Source organism: Afipia massiliensis, assembly GCF_014203115.1.
Taxonomy (GTDB): Bacteria; Pseudomonadota; Alphaproteobacteria; order Rhizobiales; family Xanthobacteraceae; genus Afipia; species Afipia massiliensis.
The window spans coordinates 1-16,261 of the sequence record NZ_JACHIJ010000001.1; the positions used below are offsets into that span (position 1 = coordinate 1).

The following is a 16,261-nucleotide window of genomic DNA, read 5'->3' on the forward strand; positions in this document are numbered from 1 at the left end:
CTCTTCGGTAAACCTGCTCTTACGCATCGTCTGTCTCCTGGCTGGAGAACAGAAATCCTAACTCAAAATCGAGGGCGTTTCAGGGGTGCAGGTCACATTCAAGCAAGGGGCCGGTTTGCAAACACATGCAGAAGTCGCACGCCGTTAGCATCTGCTGTCCTGAAGTATTTGTTGGCTAACGAACCCGTTCGAATATCCAGCCGCGCACAGCTCGAATAGACCGAGGCATCAGCTGGTTGGCGTGTCTTTGCCCATTGTTATCAAGCAAAACACAAAGCCAGCAAAAGTCAGATAAGCCGCTGCTAAAACCTTGTAGCTACATGCAGCCCGGCAAAGACCGCGTTCTGGTCAACGTGTTTGACCACCGGAAGAAAGACCCGCTCGACCGGCGGTCGGATGAAGAACTTTAATGGAAGGATTGAAGGGCGCCTGAGTAATTGGCTTGCCGCGCACTTTGGCAACGGCTCTCCCGTGACATGGATTCCGGCTGGCAGCGTTCTGCCAAACACTTCTGCCTCACTGCCGTAAAATCTCGGCACCTACGAATGTTGAAATCCCCGCCTAGTGCGGGTTTTTCTTCATTAGCCACACGTCCACAGAATGGCCCAACCCTCCTATCGATCTCAGATAGGATGCGATGCTAAACCGCGAATGCCCCTCGATTAATGCAAAGCAAGCAGGAACATCCCAAATCGGCGGATAGTCGACGTTCAAATGACCGTCGCGGTTGTCGAGAACTATGATTGGCGCTGGGAAATTCTTGTGCGCCTTCATGTAGACGCCCGTCGGATATAACTGACCAAACTGTTCTTCGGTTACCAGCTTGCGCCCTTGCTCAATGCATCCAGCTTGAGCCGGATGGAAGTTATCCCAGGTAGACCGGATTTCCTTCAGGCGCAACGTTTCCCATTGCATCAATTCAAATGCGTAACGGCGCGAGGCCATATATCTGTAAGGTGAGCGACCCCAATGCTCATGTAGCCAATACTGCGCCACGTTATCGGGCACCGTTGGGAATTGAGCTTTGACCGTGGCCCACCATTGTGAAAACTGGGTTTTGTCGATACCGCCCCATTCGTCTTGAGGCGGCTTCAGGTTTTCTGGATAATTGTCCATGGCAATCCTGTTACACGCCGGCGGCGATGATAGAGGGCCGGTCAACGGGAATCCGCACGCTACGCCTGCCCCTTGGTGCGATTTGTTGCTATTTAGGGCTCGTAGCGCCAAGAACGATGCGAAATCTGCAAATGTTCTCCAGAGGAGAAGAAACATGCGTTATCTGCACGGCGTAACGCATGTATATGATAAACGCGCGCGTCACGACACGCGGCGAATGGGCACAATCTTATCTTCCGATGACGACACATAAGCGGCCCAGCTTATCATGAGCTCGCGGCGCTTCTCAAACAGATCACCGCGCCGATATGCAGCTTCGGTTCGATCTTTCACCATGTGCGCGAGGGCCGCCTCGCAGATCTCGCGGGTGAAGTTGGTGCGCTCGGACGCCCAATCGCGGAACGACGATCGAAAACCGTGCACGGTGTAATCGACGTTCAGCCGCCGCATCAGCATTAGGAACGCCATGTTCGACATCGGTCGTGTGCTAGTCCGCCCCGGGAAAACAAACTCACTCGTCTTACCTAGGGCTTGTGCCGCCCGCAGGACTGCGATCGCCCGCGATGACAGCGGGACGCGATGTTCGCGACCGGCCTTCATGCGGTTGTCGGGAATGGTCCAGGTGCCCTGCTCCAGATCGATCTCGGTCCATTTGGCGCCAAGGACCTCCCCGGTGCGCGCCGCGGTCAGGATCAAGAACTCGAGCGCAAGGGCGACCCCGGTTTTGCCCTCCTCAGCCTGCAGCCGGCGGATAAATCCGGAAACCTCGGTATAGGGCATGGCCGCGTGGTGGTCCCGGCGGTCAGGTTGGCGCGGGAGCGCCTTGGCGATGCCCTCGACCGGATTGCCGCCGCTGCGATAGCCGGCCGCCTTGGCGTAGTCGAGAACCGTCCCGATGCGCTGCCGGACCCGCCGCGCGGTCTCGGGCTTCGGGAGCCAGATGGGTGCCAGGGCGCGCAAAACCTCGGGCGTGCCGATCTGGTCAACCGGCACGTTTCCCAGGGCCGGGAAGGCGTAGGTCTTGAGCGTGGTGATCCACTGCTCGCCGTGCTTGGCGTTCTTCCAGCCGGCCTTATGTTGGCCATGGACGGTCCGCGCAAGGTCCTCGAAGGTCGGGATCACCGCGCGGGCACGCCGGCGCTCGGCTAACGGGTTGCCGCCATCCCGCGCGACCTTCCGATGGGTGCGAGCAGCTTCACGGGCCTCACCCAAGCTGACCAGCCGCAGGCTACCGAGGCCAATGTCGCGCCGCCGGCCCTGCACTATGGTGCGCAGGATCCAGCGTTTGGCGCCGGACGGATCAACCACGAGATAAAGCCCATTGCCGTCAGCGTAGCGGCCGGCCTGCTTCATTGCATTGATGCGGACGGGCGTGAGAGCTTTGTCGGGATGCTTGCCGGTGCGTTTCATGACAGGAAGCCCAATTCGCAGCGGCCATCAGGTTGACCCACATTCGATGTGGGATGGAGCTGGATTTGGTCGGATTCTGCCGGACAAACGCGAATCTGTAAAGTCCTTGTGCCACAGGCACTTCTTGGACGTTATTGGACGGTGTCGGACATCGAGTTAGGCGGACACCCCTTCCGCCAAGTCAGCGTTTTTCAAGAACTTTTTCAATCGTCTAACGTCGGCGCCTGTTTCTAACCACGGTTCTGCCCACGAGCGAAGATGGCGTGTGGTGCGGACGAAGATGGTCGCATGCGCTCTCAATCCTCGTGATGGTCACCATCAATGGGTGACCATCTGGCTGGTACTGAACGGGCGGATCGCTCCGTGACGTGGCTTGACCGGGGCCGGTCGCCCCCTGCGCGGCATCATTTAGGTCGCAGCCCTAATGCGAAAAATGGACTCGATTCTCGTTCGGCGCAGGAACTAGGATGGTGATCCCTTGGCAGGGTGGTCACGATGCCCATCAATCAGCGGATTTGTCCGGAGTGTGGAAAGCCTATGAAACTGATGCTGCCACCCGGCGGCAAAGGTCCGCGCGCTTATCAATGCATCCATTGTGACCGGCCCGACCCGATCAAGTCGCCCCAGGTTAAGAACCTGCTGGATGCGCTCCTGCACGACGAAAAGAAGTAGACCGCCCAGTGAGGCGGCCTCCCCTGTCCCTAACCATTGCGCAATCAGCCGACGCGCAAATTCTCAGCAGATTCTTTGCCGCGGTTTGGCACCACGTCGTAGCTGACCTTTGCGCCCTCGTTGAGGTTAGAAAGTCCCGCCTTTTCAACTGCTGAGATGTGTACGAACACGTCTTTGCCGCCATCGTCAGGCTGAATAAATCCGAAACCTTTAGTCGAGTTGAACCACTTCACGGTACCCATAGCCACGGCTGATATCTCCCAGATTAATCAAGGCCGACAGCAAGCCTGAAATAATGATCCGTGACAAGAGGAACCCGCCGGCGTGAACCGGCCGGTGCCTGTTCTCCTTTTCGCGCCTGACGCCCTAAGCGATTGCCCCGAAGCCGGTACGCTTGGCCCTGCGCGCCCGCCCAACGCAATCCGCTTGTTCTTCCGCTCAATCAAGCAAGGATAAAGTCGTTCGCGGTCAGACTGTGAACACCGTGGAGCTTGAAATCGATGGTGCCACCAAACACATCCGCATGCACCAGCGTTGCGTCGGCCGTCTGGGTAATCGCCAGCGAACTGAAATCCAAAGCCAGCCCCTTCATATCGATCCTGTCTTGCCCATCCTGGAAATCGGCAATGACAGCAGGCACCCCGACCTGTGATCGCGCGAATACGAACGTGTCCGCGCCGCCGCCGCCGATCATGAGGCCGCCCCCCGCGTCAAAATCGAGCCGGTCATTCTCGTTGCCGCCAATCAAAATTGCGCCGGTATATGAGCGGTAGGTGATGTCGTTGGACGAATTCAGGTCGCCGACAATCATGCTGCCGCCGTTAGATACGTTGATCACGGGATCGCCGGCCTTGTTGAGGGAGTAATCGGTGTTTCCGAAATCAAATCCGGCGTAGGAAGCGCCGTTGAAGTTGATGGTTTCAATATTGTGACCCTGGCCATCAAACTGGTTGAGCACCGTGATCGAGTCCGTGCCGCTGTAATTGATAACAAGGTCATTTCCCCCGCTAGCGGCGGTTGGATCGTGAGACGCTGAAAACGAAGTCAGCGCGGCTCCTTTGGTGTCGATGATGATGCGGTCGGCGTAAAGACTCGATTGCGGATTTCCGCCGCCCCGATCATCGATGGTGTCCTGTCCATCGCCGACGTTGAAGACGTAAGTTTCGGTAGCATAAATATTCGAAAACGGGCCAGCGTTCGGATCACCAACTCCGTAGCTGATGAGCATGTCATCGCCCTTCCCGCCGACATAGATATCGCTGCCACCCAAGGCATAGGGGGCCACATTTGCCAAGGCATTGCCGCCGGTGATGACATCGTTGCCGTCGCCGCCGAACATCAGGTTGCCGAAGCCGACGGCATTGATGTGATCCACGCCATCGGTACCCACCAGAATCTGTTTGTTATCGGTGCCGTCCAATCCGTGGTGGAAACTCCAGTTCCAGCCGAATGATGCGGTGCCGTAGATGAACGGAATGGGGTTATCGAACGTGAAGCCTATGTTCACATGATCGTTGTCGGTGTAGTTCAGCAGATCGATAGTGGTGTTGCCGTACGTCAGTTGCAGCCCGTCGGCGCCCAGATGCGTGATGTTGAATGCATCGTATGGTGCGTAGCTGGGAGAACCGCTGAGCAAAATCGTTCTGGTGCCGCCGTCGGTATAAGCGACGGTGTCGTGGCCATCGTTGGCGGTGAACTTGAACGTGTTGTTGCCGGTGCCGCCATCGAGATAGTCGTCGCCGCCGCCACCCATGATGATGTCGTCGCCGCCATTACCGTAGATCGATTCCTTGCCGTTCGAGCCGGTGAGCGTATCGGATCCGCTGCCGTCGATAATCGTTACGTTCTCGACGTTTAAAATCTGCGCAGAACCAAGTCCGAAATTCCCGTTCGCGATAATAGTCAGCGCATCCTGCGCGCCGTCGCCGAGATCGATGGTGCTGAACTGGGCAACTTCGAGGTCGGTCATTTTCAGCGATTGATTGCCCGAGCCCGTCGTCAGCAGGTTGACAGGAGATCCATTCGCGGACGCGAAGTGTAATGACGTCATATCGTATTGCGTCGGAGCTGTCGCAATATCCGCGGAGTTAATTGAATCAGGCAGATAGACGTCGACGATGTTGGTGCCGCCGCCGAGATTGAATGAGGTAAACTGTTGATACTGCGCGTAGGACATTTCAACGGTGTTGGAGCTATCGTCACCGGACAGAATTTCAAAGTTCACGATAGTCGCGGGGCGCAGGTCTATATGTCCGGTGGCGACATAAAGCGCGTCGTTCACATTCAGCCCGGAATAGCCGCCGCCGTCGAAGACATCGCCCGCGCTGATATTGCTGGATGCCGTGAGCCTGACTGTGTCGGCACCCAAGCCCGCATGGATAACGTCGTCACCGTCGCCCGGAATGAACGTGTCTCCGACCGTGTCGGACAGCTGCCTTGCGGCACCACCCGTGAATCCGGTTAGTGTACGAGGCGACACGTTCGCGATGTCGTTACCTGACGTTCCAACAAAGGTCGCTGCCGATGGCGCCTCAAAAATAAAATCGTCGGCGGTCAGCGTAATGTTTCCGTACAGGTCGATCTTGATGCCTGTGACGCTGTCGGTCAGCACGGTTTTGTTTTGCGCGGAGTCGTAGGTGAATGTCAGGTTGCCGAAGCTCGTGCCGCCGACGATTTGCGAGAAGTCGATGCTGTCCACGCCATGCTCGAAGTCGGCGATGACGTCGGTCGCGGTCGCCGTGCTTGATGAGGGCAGTATAAATACGAAGTTGTCGGCTCCGCCCCCGCCAACCATCAGATCATTTTTGATGCCGGCGTAGAGCTGATCGTTCTGATCGCCACCAAACATGAGCTTGGCGCCGTTAAAATAATCACCGCGCAGGATGCTGGGCCGGTCTTTTGCCGCGACAAGAACCGTATTGTTAGTGGCGCTCGTCGCATAGCGCGACAGATTGTCGTCGTGAGACAGGTCGTAAAATCCAAACCCGAGATTGTATCCGGCGAACGACGCGCCGTTGAAATCAATTATGTCGACTCCAGCGTTGCCGCTATTTGTGAACTGGTTGTTAATCGTGATCTGATCGGAATTGCCGCCGCTGCCATACTTGATAACGAGATTTCCAGTGATACTCGCCGGATTGTCGTCGTAAAAACTCAGACTCGTGAACGCGGCGCCTGCGGTGTCCAGAACAATAAAGTGCTCGTAATTGGATGTGTCGTTGATCGTGTCGTTGCCGTCGCCCGGCCGGAAAACGTAGGTCACGCCATAGCTGTCGGTTCCATTGAGCGTGTCATCGCCACGCCCGCCGATGAGAAAGTCGGCCGAAGTCGAGTTGACCAGTGTCAGCGTGTCGTTGCCGTCTCCTCCAAAGAAAGCGCCGCTGCCGGACATAATGTCGTTGCCGTCAGTTCCCACGACAAGGGAATTGGTTCCCGATAGCCCGGTCGCGATGCTGTATCCATTGGTATTGAAAAAATTATATGTCGGCAGATAGGACGCGATGTAGTCGATGCCGCCCTGATCGATGATCGTTTCATTTCCGAACGTGAACGTCAGTGTCGAGCCATCTCGCGTCACATCGAATGTCATGTAAGGCGACGTTGACGAAGGGATCGAGCTGGAGTTGCCGAGAACCAACGTATCAAACTGATCGGCCGACCCTATAGAGCCAGTATCGGTGACTGTCGTCGTGCCGCCGCTCGTGCCGAAAAATTTGTACGTATCGATACGCCCGCCGCCGTCTATGAAATCGTTGCCGCCGCTGCCGATGAGAATATCGTCTCCGTCTCCGCCGCGGATCGTTTCGGAGTGGCTCGATCCGGTAATCGTGGCGCCAATGCTGCCTTGGCCTAGGACGATGCCTTGACCCACAATGGTCACTTTTTCCGCGTTGAGAACGACGCTCTCAGGCATAAAGAAGGTACGGCCGGTGTGAATCTCAAGCGTGTCATGATTTCCCGCGCCTAGATCGATAAGCGAGAGCGCCGCGAACTGCGCCTGCGACATAACGAGATATTTGCTGCCTGAACCCGTTGGATGGAGATTGACCGTTCCCACGCCGGTCAAGGTCGGGAATGGCAGGTTGGAAATGTCGTACTGTGTCGCCGGAACAGCATCCGGATCGCTGCCGTAATCCGGCAGATAGAGTTCGATCTTGTTGGTGCCGCCGCCGAGATCGATCGCACCCAATTGCAGGAATTGGTCAAACGTCATTGATACCGTGTTGTCGGCATCGCCACCGGTGAGATTCGTAAAGTTGGAGATGCTGGCGCCACGAAGGTCGACGGCTGCAGTCTCTCCGACGTCGATGGTGTTGGTGCCTGTCCCGCCCTGGAAAACGTCACCTGCGCCGACATTGGTCGACGACGTGATCTTGATCATATCGTCGCCTCGCCCGCCGATCACCGTATCGACGCCATCGCCCGGCAGGAATACGTCGCCGGCGATGTCACGTAATTGACCGACGGAGCCGCCGGTAAATCCTGTCAGCGTCCCTACCGATGCATTGGCAACGTCGTTGCCTGAGGTGCCAGTGAATGTCGCGGTTTCAGGCGCGCGTGCCGAGGCGGTCGCGGGAGCCGACTCGGTGAGATAGGAATCGATCGCGACGTACGTGAAGTCACCAGGAAAATCTGCGCTCGCCGACACGATATAAATTGTGTCGGTGGTGAAGACCTGGTTCTCCACCACGGGATGCAGATGCTGTTCGTCGAGATAGACCTGAACGTCGTTCGGGATATGCGTAAGCTTGTAGCTGAGAGTATCTCCGCTGTCCTGGTCGCTGCCCGCCAGCGTCAGCACAGATTCGTCGCCGGACGAGAATGAGAACGTCACTGCAGCCGCTGTCGGCAGATGGTTGACGGCCACCACGATGTTGAACGTACCGGAGACGGTTGCCGTGCCGTCGTTGGCGACGACCTTGACCTGCAAGGTTTCCGCATTGGGCGGGGAGCCCGAGAATGTCCGGCTCGCGCTATCGAACGACAGCCAGCTCGGGAGCGGATCGCCATTCGCGAGTGTGGCCGAATAAGCCAGCGCATCGCCATCGCCATCGCCGAATGTGTTGCTGCTAAACTGGTAGGAAAACGGAGCGCCCTGCCCCGTGGCCTGATTCACCAGCGCCTGCGCGACCACAGGCGCATCGTTCACTGGGTCGATAACGATCTGAACCGTATCCGTGAACGTCGCGGAATTGCTGGTGGCGCCCGTCGTCAACGTCGCCGTATCGGTGACCGACGTGACTGCCGTAATCACGAAGCTGCCGTTGAAATTCTGCGGCGCCTGCAGGATCAGATTGTTGGACGCGAGCGATGCGATCTGCGCCGCATCGGTGATGACCCATTTTCCGTTGTCGACACCTCCGACTGCGAGCGCACCCGCTTGCGTGCCGTTGATCGTAAAGACCGTACCGGGTTCGAAACCGCCCAGAACAAGTTTCGTGATCTGCTCGGAGCCATCGGTATCGCCGGTTGACAGCTTACCGACCACAATGCCGGCATCTTCTGCACCCGTCCCGTTGAAAGTGAAAACCGGATGATCCGCGATCGGCTTTACATCGATGGTGACGTGGGCGCTTGAGGTCCCGCCTGCGCCATCCGAGATGACGTAATCGAAGCCGGCAATACCGGAGAATCCTGCGGTAGCTGTGAATATCGCGCTCGTTCCATTGAGAGCAACGGCACCACCCACGGCTCCGCTCACCGCCGAAACGAGAAGGCTAGATGCGGAAGAATCGACGTCGGTGTCGTTGGCGCGCAGCGTTGCATTCGTAAGCGTCAGGACGGTGTCTTCATTCACCGTGACCAGATCGTCGTGCGCTACTGGTGCGTCGTTGACTGCAGTAATCGAAACACTGACGGTTTGTGTGACTGGAGCACTCGTGTTCGTGACCGTCAAACCGTTGACGACGGCGCTGTCCGTCGTGGTTGCCCCGATGCTCAGGCTGTAGTTGCCGTTGACGTTTACAGGCGGCACCAACTGGAGCGCGTGGTCATGAAGCGACGCGATATCGCTGGCGCTGGTGATCACCCACTGTCCGAACGTGGGACTTCCCGGCGTGCTGTCGAGCGCACCGACCTGAACGCCGTCGATCTTGAACACCGCGCCGGCAGGGAACCCGCTGATAGCAACTTTAATCGTTTCGGACGGATCGGATTTTGAAATGTCCAGCGTGCCCAGCGAGATCGTCGTGTCTTCGTCCCCTGCCCGCGTGCCGGCGGCGGGGGGAAGGAAGACTGGAATATCGGCCACCGGATTCACATCGAGCGTGATGGTGTGAGTCAGCGACAAGTCCGTGCCGACATGCGTGCTGTCGTAGCCGCCGCTGCCGCCGTCGTCCTGCACCTGGAATGTGAAGGACGAGATCGAGGAGCCACTCATATTGTTGGCTGGCGTGAAAACCAGCTTGCCCGCATTGATATCCGCGAGGGACACAGTCTGGCCGGCCGCCACTGCAACACCGTTCAGCGCCAGTGACCCGCCTGCCTGTGGCACACTGACGATTTTGATGGCCTGAAGAACATCGCTGTTGACGTCGCTGAACGGAAAGTCGTTGGCAGTGAACGTACGCGGCACATCTTCGCTGATAGCAATGCGCGCATCCGCAGACGTCGGCGCATGGTTTGGCGGCAGGATTTCGACTTTCAGCGTATCGGTAAAAGTCTGTGAGGCTGTGTGAACGGTGCCGTCCGAATAAATAGCGCTGTCGGTTATAGTCGCTACGCTCGTGACGTTGAAGCTGCCGACATAGTCCGCTGGCAGCGTCGCTGTTAAATCTGTCGTCGCAAGTGCATCGAGCGTTGCTTGATCGGTAATGACCCACTTGCCGCTATCGGGACCGCTAACCGCAAGCGCACCGACCTGCACTCCGTTTAGCTTGAAGACGGTGCCTGCAACAAATCCGCTCAATACCAGCTTGGTGACGTGCTCGGAGCCGTCAGTGTCGCCTGTTGAAAGTCTTCCGATAACAATGTCACTGTCGTTCTCAAACCCTACGGCGCCGATCTTGGCGGTTACCACGACATTGTCGACGCCCATGTCCAGGGGAATGGGATAACCATTCACAACGCCAAACCGGAGAGTGTAAGTCTGGTCGCTGGTGAAACTGATCAGGATTCCCGTATCCGTCGCGAAATCATAGTGGTGCCATTGGTCGGCACCAAAATGCCGGAAGCCACCAGAAACGTCGCCGCCCAACAGGTCTGCCGTTGTGCCAATGAACAGATTATCCAGAACAGCATTACTGCTTACGTCGTAGTGGTCCGATACGCCGTTAAGGAGGTCCACCCGCCCAAATTGCGCGTACGGAGTTCGATGAAGCGAGCCATCGACATTGTCGTGAGTCGAATTTCGATTCAGAATAAACATGTCATACGAGATACTTATGCTCTCGATGCCGTACGGGATCTTGAATGACTGCTGAAGAATTGCGTCGTAAGTGGTGGTCTCGGGGTAGGCCAATGCATATGGGCCGGTGGGAGCGCCGGGCAGATGGTAAACATTGGTAACGGGGCCCGCCTGCTTCTGGTATTGCCCCATCGTTGTGTCAAAGAATACGTAATTGAGATTGCTTGCCGCTAAGGACCAGCCGCTCATACCAGCATCGAAGCCGCCATTAACAATCAGACTCACATTGCCGCGGCCGAACGCGAACGTCGCGGTATCCACCACAGGAGCAATGTCGATCTTGGCCGTCGCAGGCGTTGTGTCGTCGCTGCCAAAATTGTTGACGGCCGCGAACTGGAACGACGCAGGACCGTCGAAGTTTGCGGCAGGCTTGAAGTAGACGGTGGTTGCGAAATTGTTGGCGGCATTCCCGCTCGCGGCCACGTTGCCGGTGATCAATTGCGATAATCCGGCGTCCTTGTAGAGCTGACCGTGCGATATCGACGTAATGTTGTAGCTGGAGACCGTGCCCGTCGGGTCCGTACCCGACAACACGATGGCGACGCCCGTTGTCTGGTCTTCCGTACCCGCAGCGACCGATGACGGCGCAATCGTCTGCGGCTCGGGCGGCAGGGTAACGTCGAAATGGAACGTGCTGGCAACAGGTGTGGAATGATCCTCATTGCCGTCTTCGACGGTCACCGAAAATGAGGCTGACGTGTTTGCCGAGCCGTCCTGAGCGAAGGTGACACGACCGGCCGCCACGTCGGCCTGTGTAAACGTCGTCGCTACCGTGCCGTTGACCTTGATCGTGCCGTGCTGAAGGTTCGAAACCAAGAAATTGGACGTTGCGTCGTCTGGATCGCTGGCATTGAGATCATTCGTCGTCAGCGTGTAAGCCTGGTTCGTGTCACGCTGGCTGTCAGATCGCCAAGAAGCTCCGGCGCGTCATTGGTACCGGCAATGTTAACGGTGATCGTCGAGGTCGTGCCATCGGTGCCGGCAACGTTCAGCGTGTCGGTATAGGTCGTGCCCGCGACGAACTCGTTGTGGGCGCCGTCGGTCGCATAGCTCCACACGCCATCTGCGCCAAGCGTGAAATGTCCATAGCCGCCGCTGCCTGCGACATTGGTTTGCGCAACGAAAGTCGGCGAGTTGTCGGGATCTACAATGGCAATTGTGCCACCGGTTGTGAGGACGGCGTCGCCTTCATTCAGATTGACGGTCGCCGCAGCAATCACCGCGATGTCATCGGTACCGGCGACGTTGACCGTGATGGACGAGGTCGTGCCATCCGCACTCGTCACCGTCAGCACATCTGTATATGTCACCCCGGCTTTGAATTCGTTGTGCGCCGAATCCATCGTGTAGGACCACGCGCCATCCGCGCCGACCGTGAAATGTCCGTAGCCGCCGCTCCCTGCGACACCTGTTTGTGCGATAAATGTCGCCGGGCTATCGACGTCCGTAATCGCCAGCGTTCCGCTTGCCGTCTGGATAGCGCCGGTTTCGTCCAGGTTGACGACGGCTGATGTAATCACCGCTGCGTCGTTGACGCCGTTGATCGTTACAGTGAGCGTCTGCGTGTTGGAATCGACCGCGCCGTCGCTGACGTGCACGCTATAGGTAATAGTCAGGACATCGTTCTCGTTGAGGAAATCGAGGTTCGCGGCACCGGGATCATAGGTCCACGTCAGATCTTTCGATCCGCCATCGCTTGTTGCACCATCGATATGAATGTTGCCGGCCAGGCCAAGCGCCGACAGATTGACGCCAGGCGGTAATACAGTCGAACCGTTCAGTTTGATGACGGCGGCACCTGCGACCGAGGCCGTCAGCGTGTCGCCGACATCCAGGTCATGAGCCGTCAGGGTTCCGGTAATCGACCCAATGTCCTGTGCCGAGGCGTTCAGCGCTTCGGTCTGGTCCGGCGGCACAGTTACGCCCGCAATAACCGGCGCGTCGTTGACCGCCATAACGTTCAGTGTAACGATGGCGCTTGCTGAATTCTGGCCAAAGTGGGCGGTGCCATCGGGATCCTGCACGGTTACGGTGATCGCGCGCGGCGATGTCGATGGCGCATCGGATGTGTCGGTGTATGTCACCGATTGTAACGCAGTCTGGAAATCCGCAAGCGTCGGTGACTGCCCGGCAATCGCAGTCAGTGTCAGCGTACCGGAGGTCGCGTCGAACATACCGTGAATCTTGGCCGTGTCCGTGAACGACAGCACGTCTTCAGCTGCGTCATAATTGCCGGTGATCTGGACGGTCGCCTTCGTCAGCGTTGTGCTATCGATGTCTGCGAGCGTGAGCGACGGAGCGACAAGAACAGCCGTCTGCTCCTGTGCGGTGACCGGGCTCGTTCCGATAATTACGACAGGTGCATCGTTCACCGAGTTGACGTTGAGCGTCACAATCACCGAGTCGGATATCGTGGTGCCATTGGTCGCGTGATAGGTAAACGTATCCGTGCCGCTGAAATCCGCCGCCGGCGTGTAAAGGAACGAGCCGTCTGGATTGAAGGTCAGCGAACCGTGCTGGGGGCCGACATCAACAATCGCAGTCAGCGATGAGCCGTCGCGCGTGGAATCGTTGGCGAGTACGCCGCTCGGCAGAACGGCAAGAATGCCGTCTTCATTCAGTGTATAGGAATCCGCTGACACGTAGGTTTTGTGATCGACCGCGCTGACGCCGGCGACAGTTGTCACAGCCGGGTTGCCGGTCGTCGCGTTACCGGTGCTGTCGCTTGCTGGTGGAATGACAATCGTAACCGGAACGACAACCGGTGGCGATGCCGTATCGCTCGGCGTCAGGAGCGGCGTGGTTGGATCGCCAAAGGGCGACGATGAGCCGTGCCTCGTAGTCGATTGCGGCTGTGCGTCGGCCAGCATGCCGGAGCCGGCGATACTCTTGAATTTCAGCAAGGCCTCGAGCGCGCTCAACTCGGCGGCAAGGTCGGCGGGCGTTTTGCCCTGCAACTGACTGTCGAATTGCGACGGGCCGGTCGGCGTGAGAATGAGCTTGCCGCCTTCGCTGGTCAGCGTCGCAATGACATTGCCGTTCTGGTCGAGGATGGATGCCCTGTGCTCTCCGTCGCCCTGACGGAAGATATACAGCGTCACCTCGCCGTTATTCGAGCCGACATCACCGCCGCCTGCGGTGCCATCGATCTTCATGGTCGCGGCCGGCGTGCCTATCCGCATGTTGCCGAGTTTGGCGATCGCGCCCGAAACAAAACTGAACGAGCCCTGGACGAGATTGAACTCTTCGATATTGGCGGAGCCGTTCGCGTCATAAGCGAAGTCGGTCAACACCAGTCGCGAATCCGGCGTGATCTGAAACACGCTGCCATCCCTGAACAGGATGCCAATCGTTCCGCTGGAATCTGTCTGAACGACATCGCCCTTCAGCACCGCATCGCCGACGTTGAGCACGATGGCAACGCCGTTACGGATCACGGTCGCATGGCCTTCAAGCTTGGCCACCTGCCCGATGGCTTGCGCGGAGGCCTCTTGCGTCGTTGCGGAGGCGTATTGCCCCGCGGCGCGTGGGCCCGCGAGAGCCGCGATCACAGCTCCTGTCAGCGCCGCACCGTTCGGCGACTGAATTGTCGCGGGAGCGCTTGTTTTGAAGTAGCCCGTAACGACGTGAACATTGCCGTCGCCACCGATAAGCGTGAGGTCGTCGCCGATGCGTTTGAAATCAGCGTGAAACAGCAACTGCGCATCAATGATCGCAACGCTGGCGTTTAAGCCGACATTGTCGGCTGACTGCGAACTCCACGCAGCGAGTGTGTCGTCTCTGCTTTCCAGAAAGGAAGGGATTTCCGCGAAGTCAGTATCGTCGCTGCCCAGCATTTCAACCCACCGCTAATTGCCGTCACGTTCCGCATGGAGCGCGGCGGGACCCAAGCGGGGGTTCCACTGCAGGTCTAACTTTTGACGAATTGTAGGGAACCAAGCAAGGAAATGTTCCCGATAACCTTATCTCTCCACCGTCCCCGCTAAGGGAGCGCCCAGTTGGGCAAGAAATCGGGAGACCGGTGTCAAAGTCAGCATATTGAAAATACATAATATTTTCAATATATTGCAGGTCGTTCTTGTTGTGAGAATTGACGCTAAGGAGGCACGGCCTGAGGCTGGCTTTTCGCCCGTTGCGGAAACCGCCGGCGGCATTCATCTGCGCCTCGACGAAAAAGGCCCCGGTTTTTCCGGGGCCTAAGTTCAAACTGGAGTAGGAATTCGACAGTTAGTAAGCGCCGAACCGATAGTTCAGGCCGACCTTGACCGTCTGCACTTCGATGTCGCCGCTGCGCAGGAAGCCCGCGGTGCTGACGAAGTAATCTTCGCTGCCGTAACCGGCGTAGAGATACTCAGCCTTTACAGACCAGTTTCGAGCAAAGCCAACTTCCACGCCAGCGCCCACAGAATATCCAACGTGCGTCTTGCTGTCGTTGAAATTGACACCAAGCACGGCGACGTTCACCTCATTGCTTGCGAAGCCGACGCCGCCCTTACCGTAAACCAGCACGTTGTCGAAGGCGTAGCCGATGCGACCCGACACAGAGCCGAAGCCTTCAATCTTGGTCCCGACGGTGAGCAGACCGACGATACCCGCGGTCTGGCCGATGTCGGACCATGCACCTTCAGCCTCGATACCGAAAACCCAAGGCGAGCCGGCGCCCTGCCAGTTGTAACCAAGGGTACCGCCCGCGAAGCCGCCCTTCAGATCCATTCCCTGGCTGTCCGACCAACCGTAGCCGCCCATCGCGCCGATATAGAAGCCGGTCCAATTGAAGGCCGGAGAAACGATTGGCGCCTTTGTATAAGTGCGCGCTGGCAGATCGGCCGCAGAGGCGATCGACGTCGTGGCAAGAAGTCCCAGTGCAATAAGCTTAAGTTTCATTCCCAGTCCCCAAGGTTCCAAAATTTACGGTTCCACTGAGCATTGTTTAGTCAAGCGGCTCAAGTGGATGCCCATATTTCAGGCTGATTAACAGGGGCTGAGCTTTTTTGGCAACACTACCGCCGAGAACGCTAGCGGTATCTGGCCACTTATGGGAGCGCTGCCACGCCAAGGCGCCACGAGCGTTCTTGGATCTTGCCTAAAACAGTCGTCCACGTTGGGCGCTTCACGCGCGCGGTTGAGCGGCAAAAACGGACGGGCTGGGTTCACGCGGAGCGCACCAGCGTCTATGCCAGCGCAAGCGCCCAATGTGTCGCGGAGTCCTGCGCGCACGCACATATAAAAGGACGATCGCAGACCGAAGGTCTTGCAGACTTGGCGGGCAGATTTCTCAATCACGATCTCTCCCGCTGTCCTTCAGCAACTGCGCCGCGTTGATGAGCCGGTAGATCTTTGGTGATTTCAGCGGGTCCGCATCGCAATTCGGGCAAAGCAACTGCGTCTTCCCGCCCTTGAGAGCGATCGCCATCTTGTTCCCGCAGTGGGGACAACGACTATGGACCCATTTTCCCATTCCGGAACTCAAGCAACTGGCTGGGACTCTGTCTGTGGAATACCTCACAGATAACCCCGAGCCGCATGCTTTCTTCCAACGGGTCTTCGTGAAGGCATTTCCCTTCAGCAGTTTCAAACAGGGGACCGCCGTGAGCTCGCGTACCAATAAAAAGGACGCGCCCAGCAATGCTCGACGCGTCCTTCCTATTCTCGCTGAAC

General features: G+C 57.7%; 8 protein-coding genes. 1 reads left to right on the forward strand and 7 read right to left on the reverse strand.

Annotated features, from left to right (window positions below; translation table 11 throughout):
• Positions 1-561 precede the first annotated feature (561 nt).
• Together HNQ36_RS00005 and HNQ36_RS00010 are read right to left on the reverse strand one after the other, a co-directional pair.
• On the reverse strand, positions 562-1,116 hold the full coding sequence (locus tag HNQ36_RS00005; RefSeq protein ID WP_184081945.1) for a hypothetical protein: 555 nt from the start codon (positions 1,114-1,116) through the stop codon (positions 562-564).
• A gap of 201 nt (positions 1,117-1,317) precedes the next feature.
• Positions 1,318-2,526 carry a tyrosine-type recombinase/integrase gene (locus HNQ36_RS00010; protein WP_184081947.1) on the reverse strand — a complete coding sequence of 403 codons (1,209 nt, stop codon included), beginning with the start codon at positions 2,524-2,526 and terminating at the stop codon, positions 1,318-1,320.
• 537 nt (positions 2,527-3,063) lie between these two features.
• Between HNQ36_RS00010 and HNQ36_RS26390 the strand changes: the two genes are divergently transcribed.
• Positions 3,064-3,198, forward strand: a complete 135-nt coding sequence (locus HNQ36_RS26390; protein ID WP_283813971.1) for a hypothetical protein — start codon at positions 3,064-3,066, stop codon at positions 3,196-3,198.
• Between the two features lie 44 nt (positions 3,199-3,242).
• Here the strand turns inward: HNQ36_RS26390 and HNQ36_RS00020 are convergent, their stop codons facing one another.
• The 5 genes from HNQ36_RS00020 to HNQ36_RS00040 form a co-directional block, all read right to left on the reverse strand.
• Positions 3,243-3,446 carry a cold-shock protein gene (locus tag HNQ36_RS00020; protein WP_046826309.1) on the reverse strand — a complete coding sequence of 68 codons (204 nt, stop codon included), beginning with the start codon at positions 3,444-3,446 and terminating at the stop codon, positions 3,243-3,245.
• 194 nt (positions 3,447-3,640) lie between these two features.
• Positions 3,641-11,473 (reverse strand): cadherin-like domain-containing protein, encoded by a 7,833-nt coding sequence (locus HNQ36_RS00025; RefSeq protein ID WP_246395257.1) that lies wholly within the window; start codon positions 11,471-11,473, stop codon positions 3,641-3,643.
• Positions 11,470-14,439, reverse strand: a complete 2,970-nt coding sequence (locus tag HNQ36_RS00030) for a VCBS domain-containing protein (RefSeq protein ID WP_184081950.1) — start codon at positions 14,437-14,439, stop codon at positions 11,470-11,472. Before HNQ36_RS00030 ends, HNQ36_RS00025 begins: the two co-directional genes overlap by 4 nt.
• A 391-nt stretch (positions 14,440-14,830) precedes the next feature.
• Positions 14,831-15,487 (reverse strand): outer membrane protein, encoded by a 657-nt coding sequence (locus HNQ36_RS00035; RefSeq protein ID WP_184081951.1) that lies wholly within the window; start codon positions 15,485-15,487, stop codon positions 14,831-14,833.
• A 391-nt stretch (positions 15,488-15,878) separates the two neighbouring features.
• A complete protein-coding gene (locus HNQ36_RS00040) occupies positions 15,879-16,016 on the reverse strand; it encodes a hypothetical protein (RefSeq protein ID WP_246395185.1) in 138 nt (45 codons plus the stop codon).
• Between the last annotated feature and the right edge of the window lie 245 nt (positions 16,017-16,261).

Excerpts from the sequence above, each read along its gene's own strand:
- HNQ36_RS00005 (WP_184081945.1), bottom strand. The coding sequence starts at position 1,116 with ATGGACAATTATCCAGAAAACCTGAAGCCGCCTCAAGACGAATGGGGC.
- HNQ36_RS00010 (WP_184081947.1), bottom strand. The coding sequence starts at position 2,526 with ATGAAACGCACCGGCAAGCATCCCGACAAAGCTCTCACGCCCGTCCGC.
- HNQ36_RS26390 (WP_283813971.1), top strand. The coding sequence starts at position 3,064 with ATGAAACTGATGCTGCCACCCGGCGGCAAAGGTCCGCGCGCTTATCAA.
- HNQ36_RS00030 (WP_184081950.1), bottom strand. The coding sequence starts at position 14,439 with ATGCTGGGCAGCGACGATACTGACTTCGCGGAAATCCCTTCCTTTCTG.
- HNQ36_RS00035 (WP_184081951.1), bottom strand. The coding sequence starts at position 15,487 with ATGAAACTTAAGCTTATTGCACTGGGACTTCTTGCCACGACGTCGATC.
- HNQ36_RS00040 (WP_246395185.1), bottom strand. The coding sequence starts at position 16,016 with ATGGCGATCGCTCTCAAGGGCGGGAAGACGCAGTTGCTTTGCCCGAAT.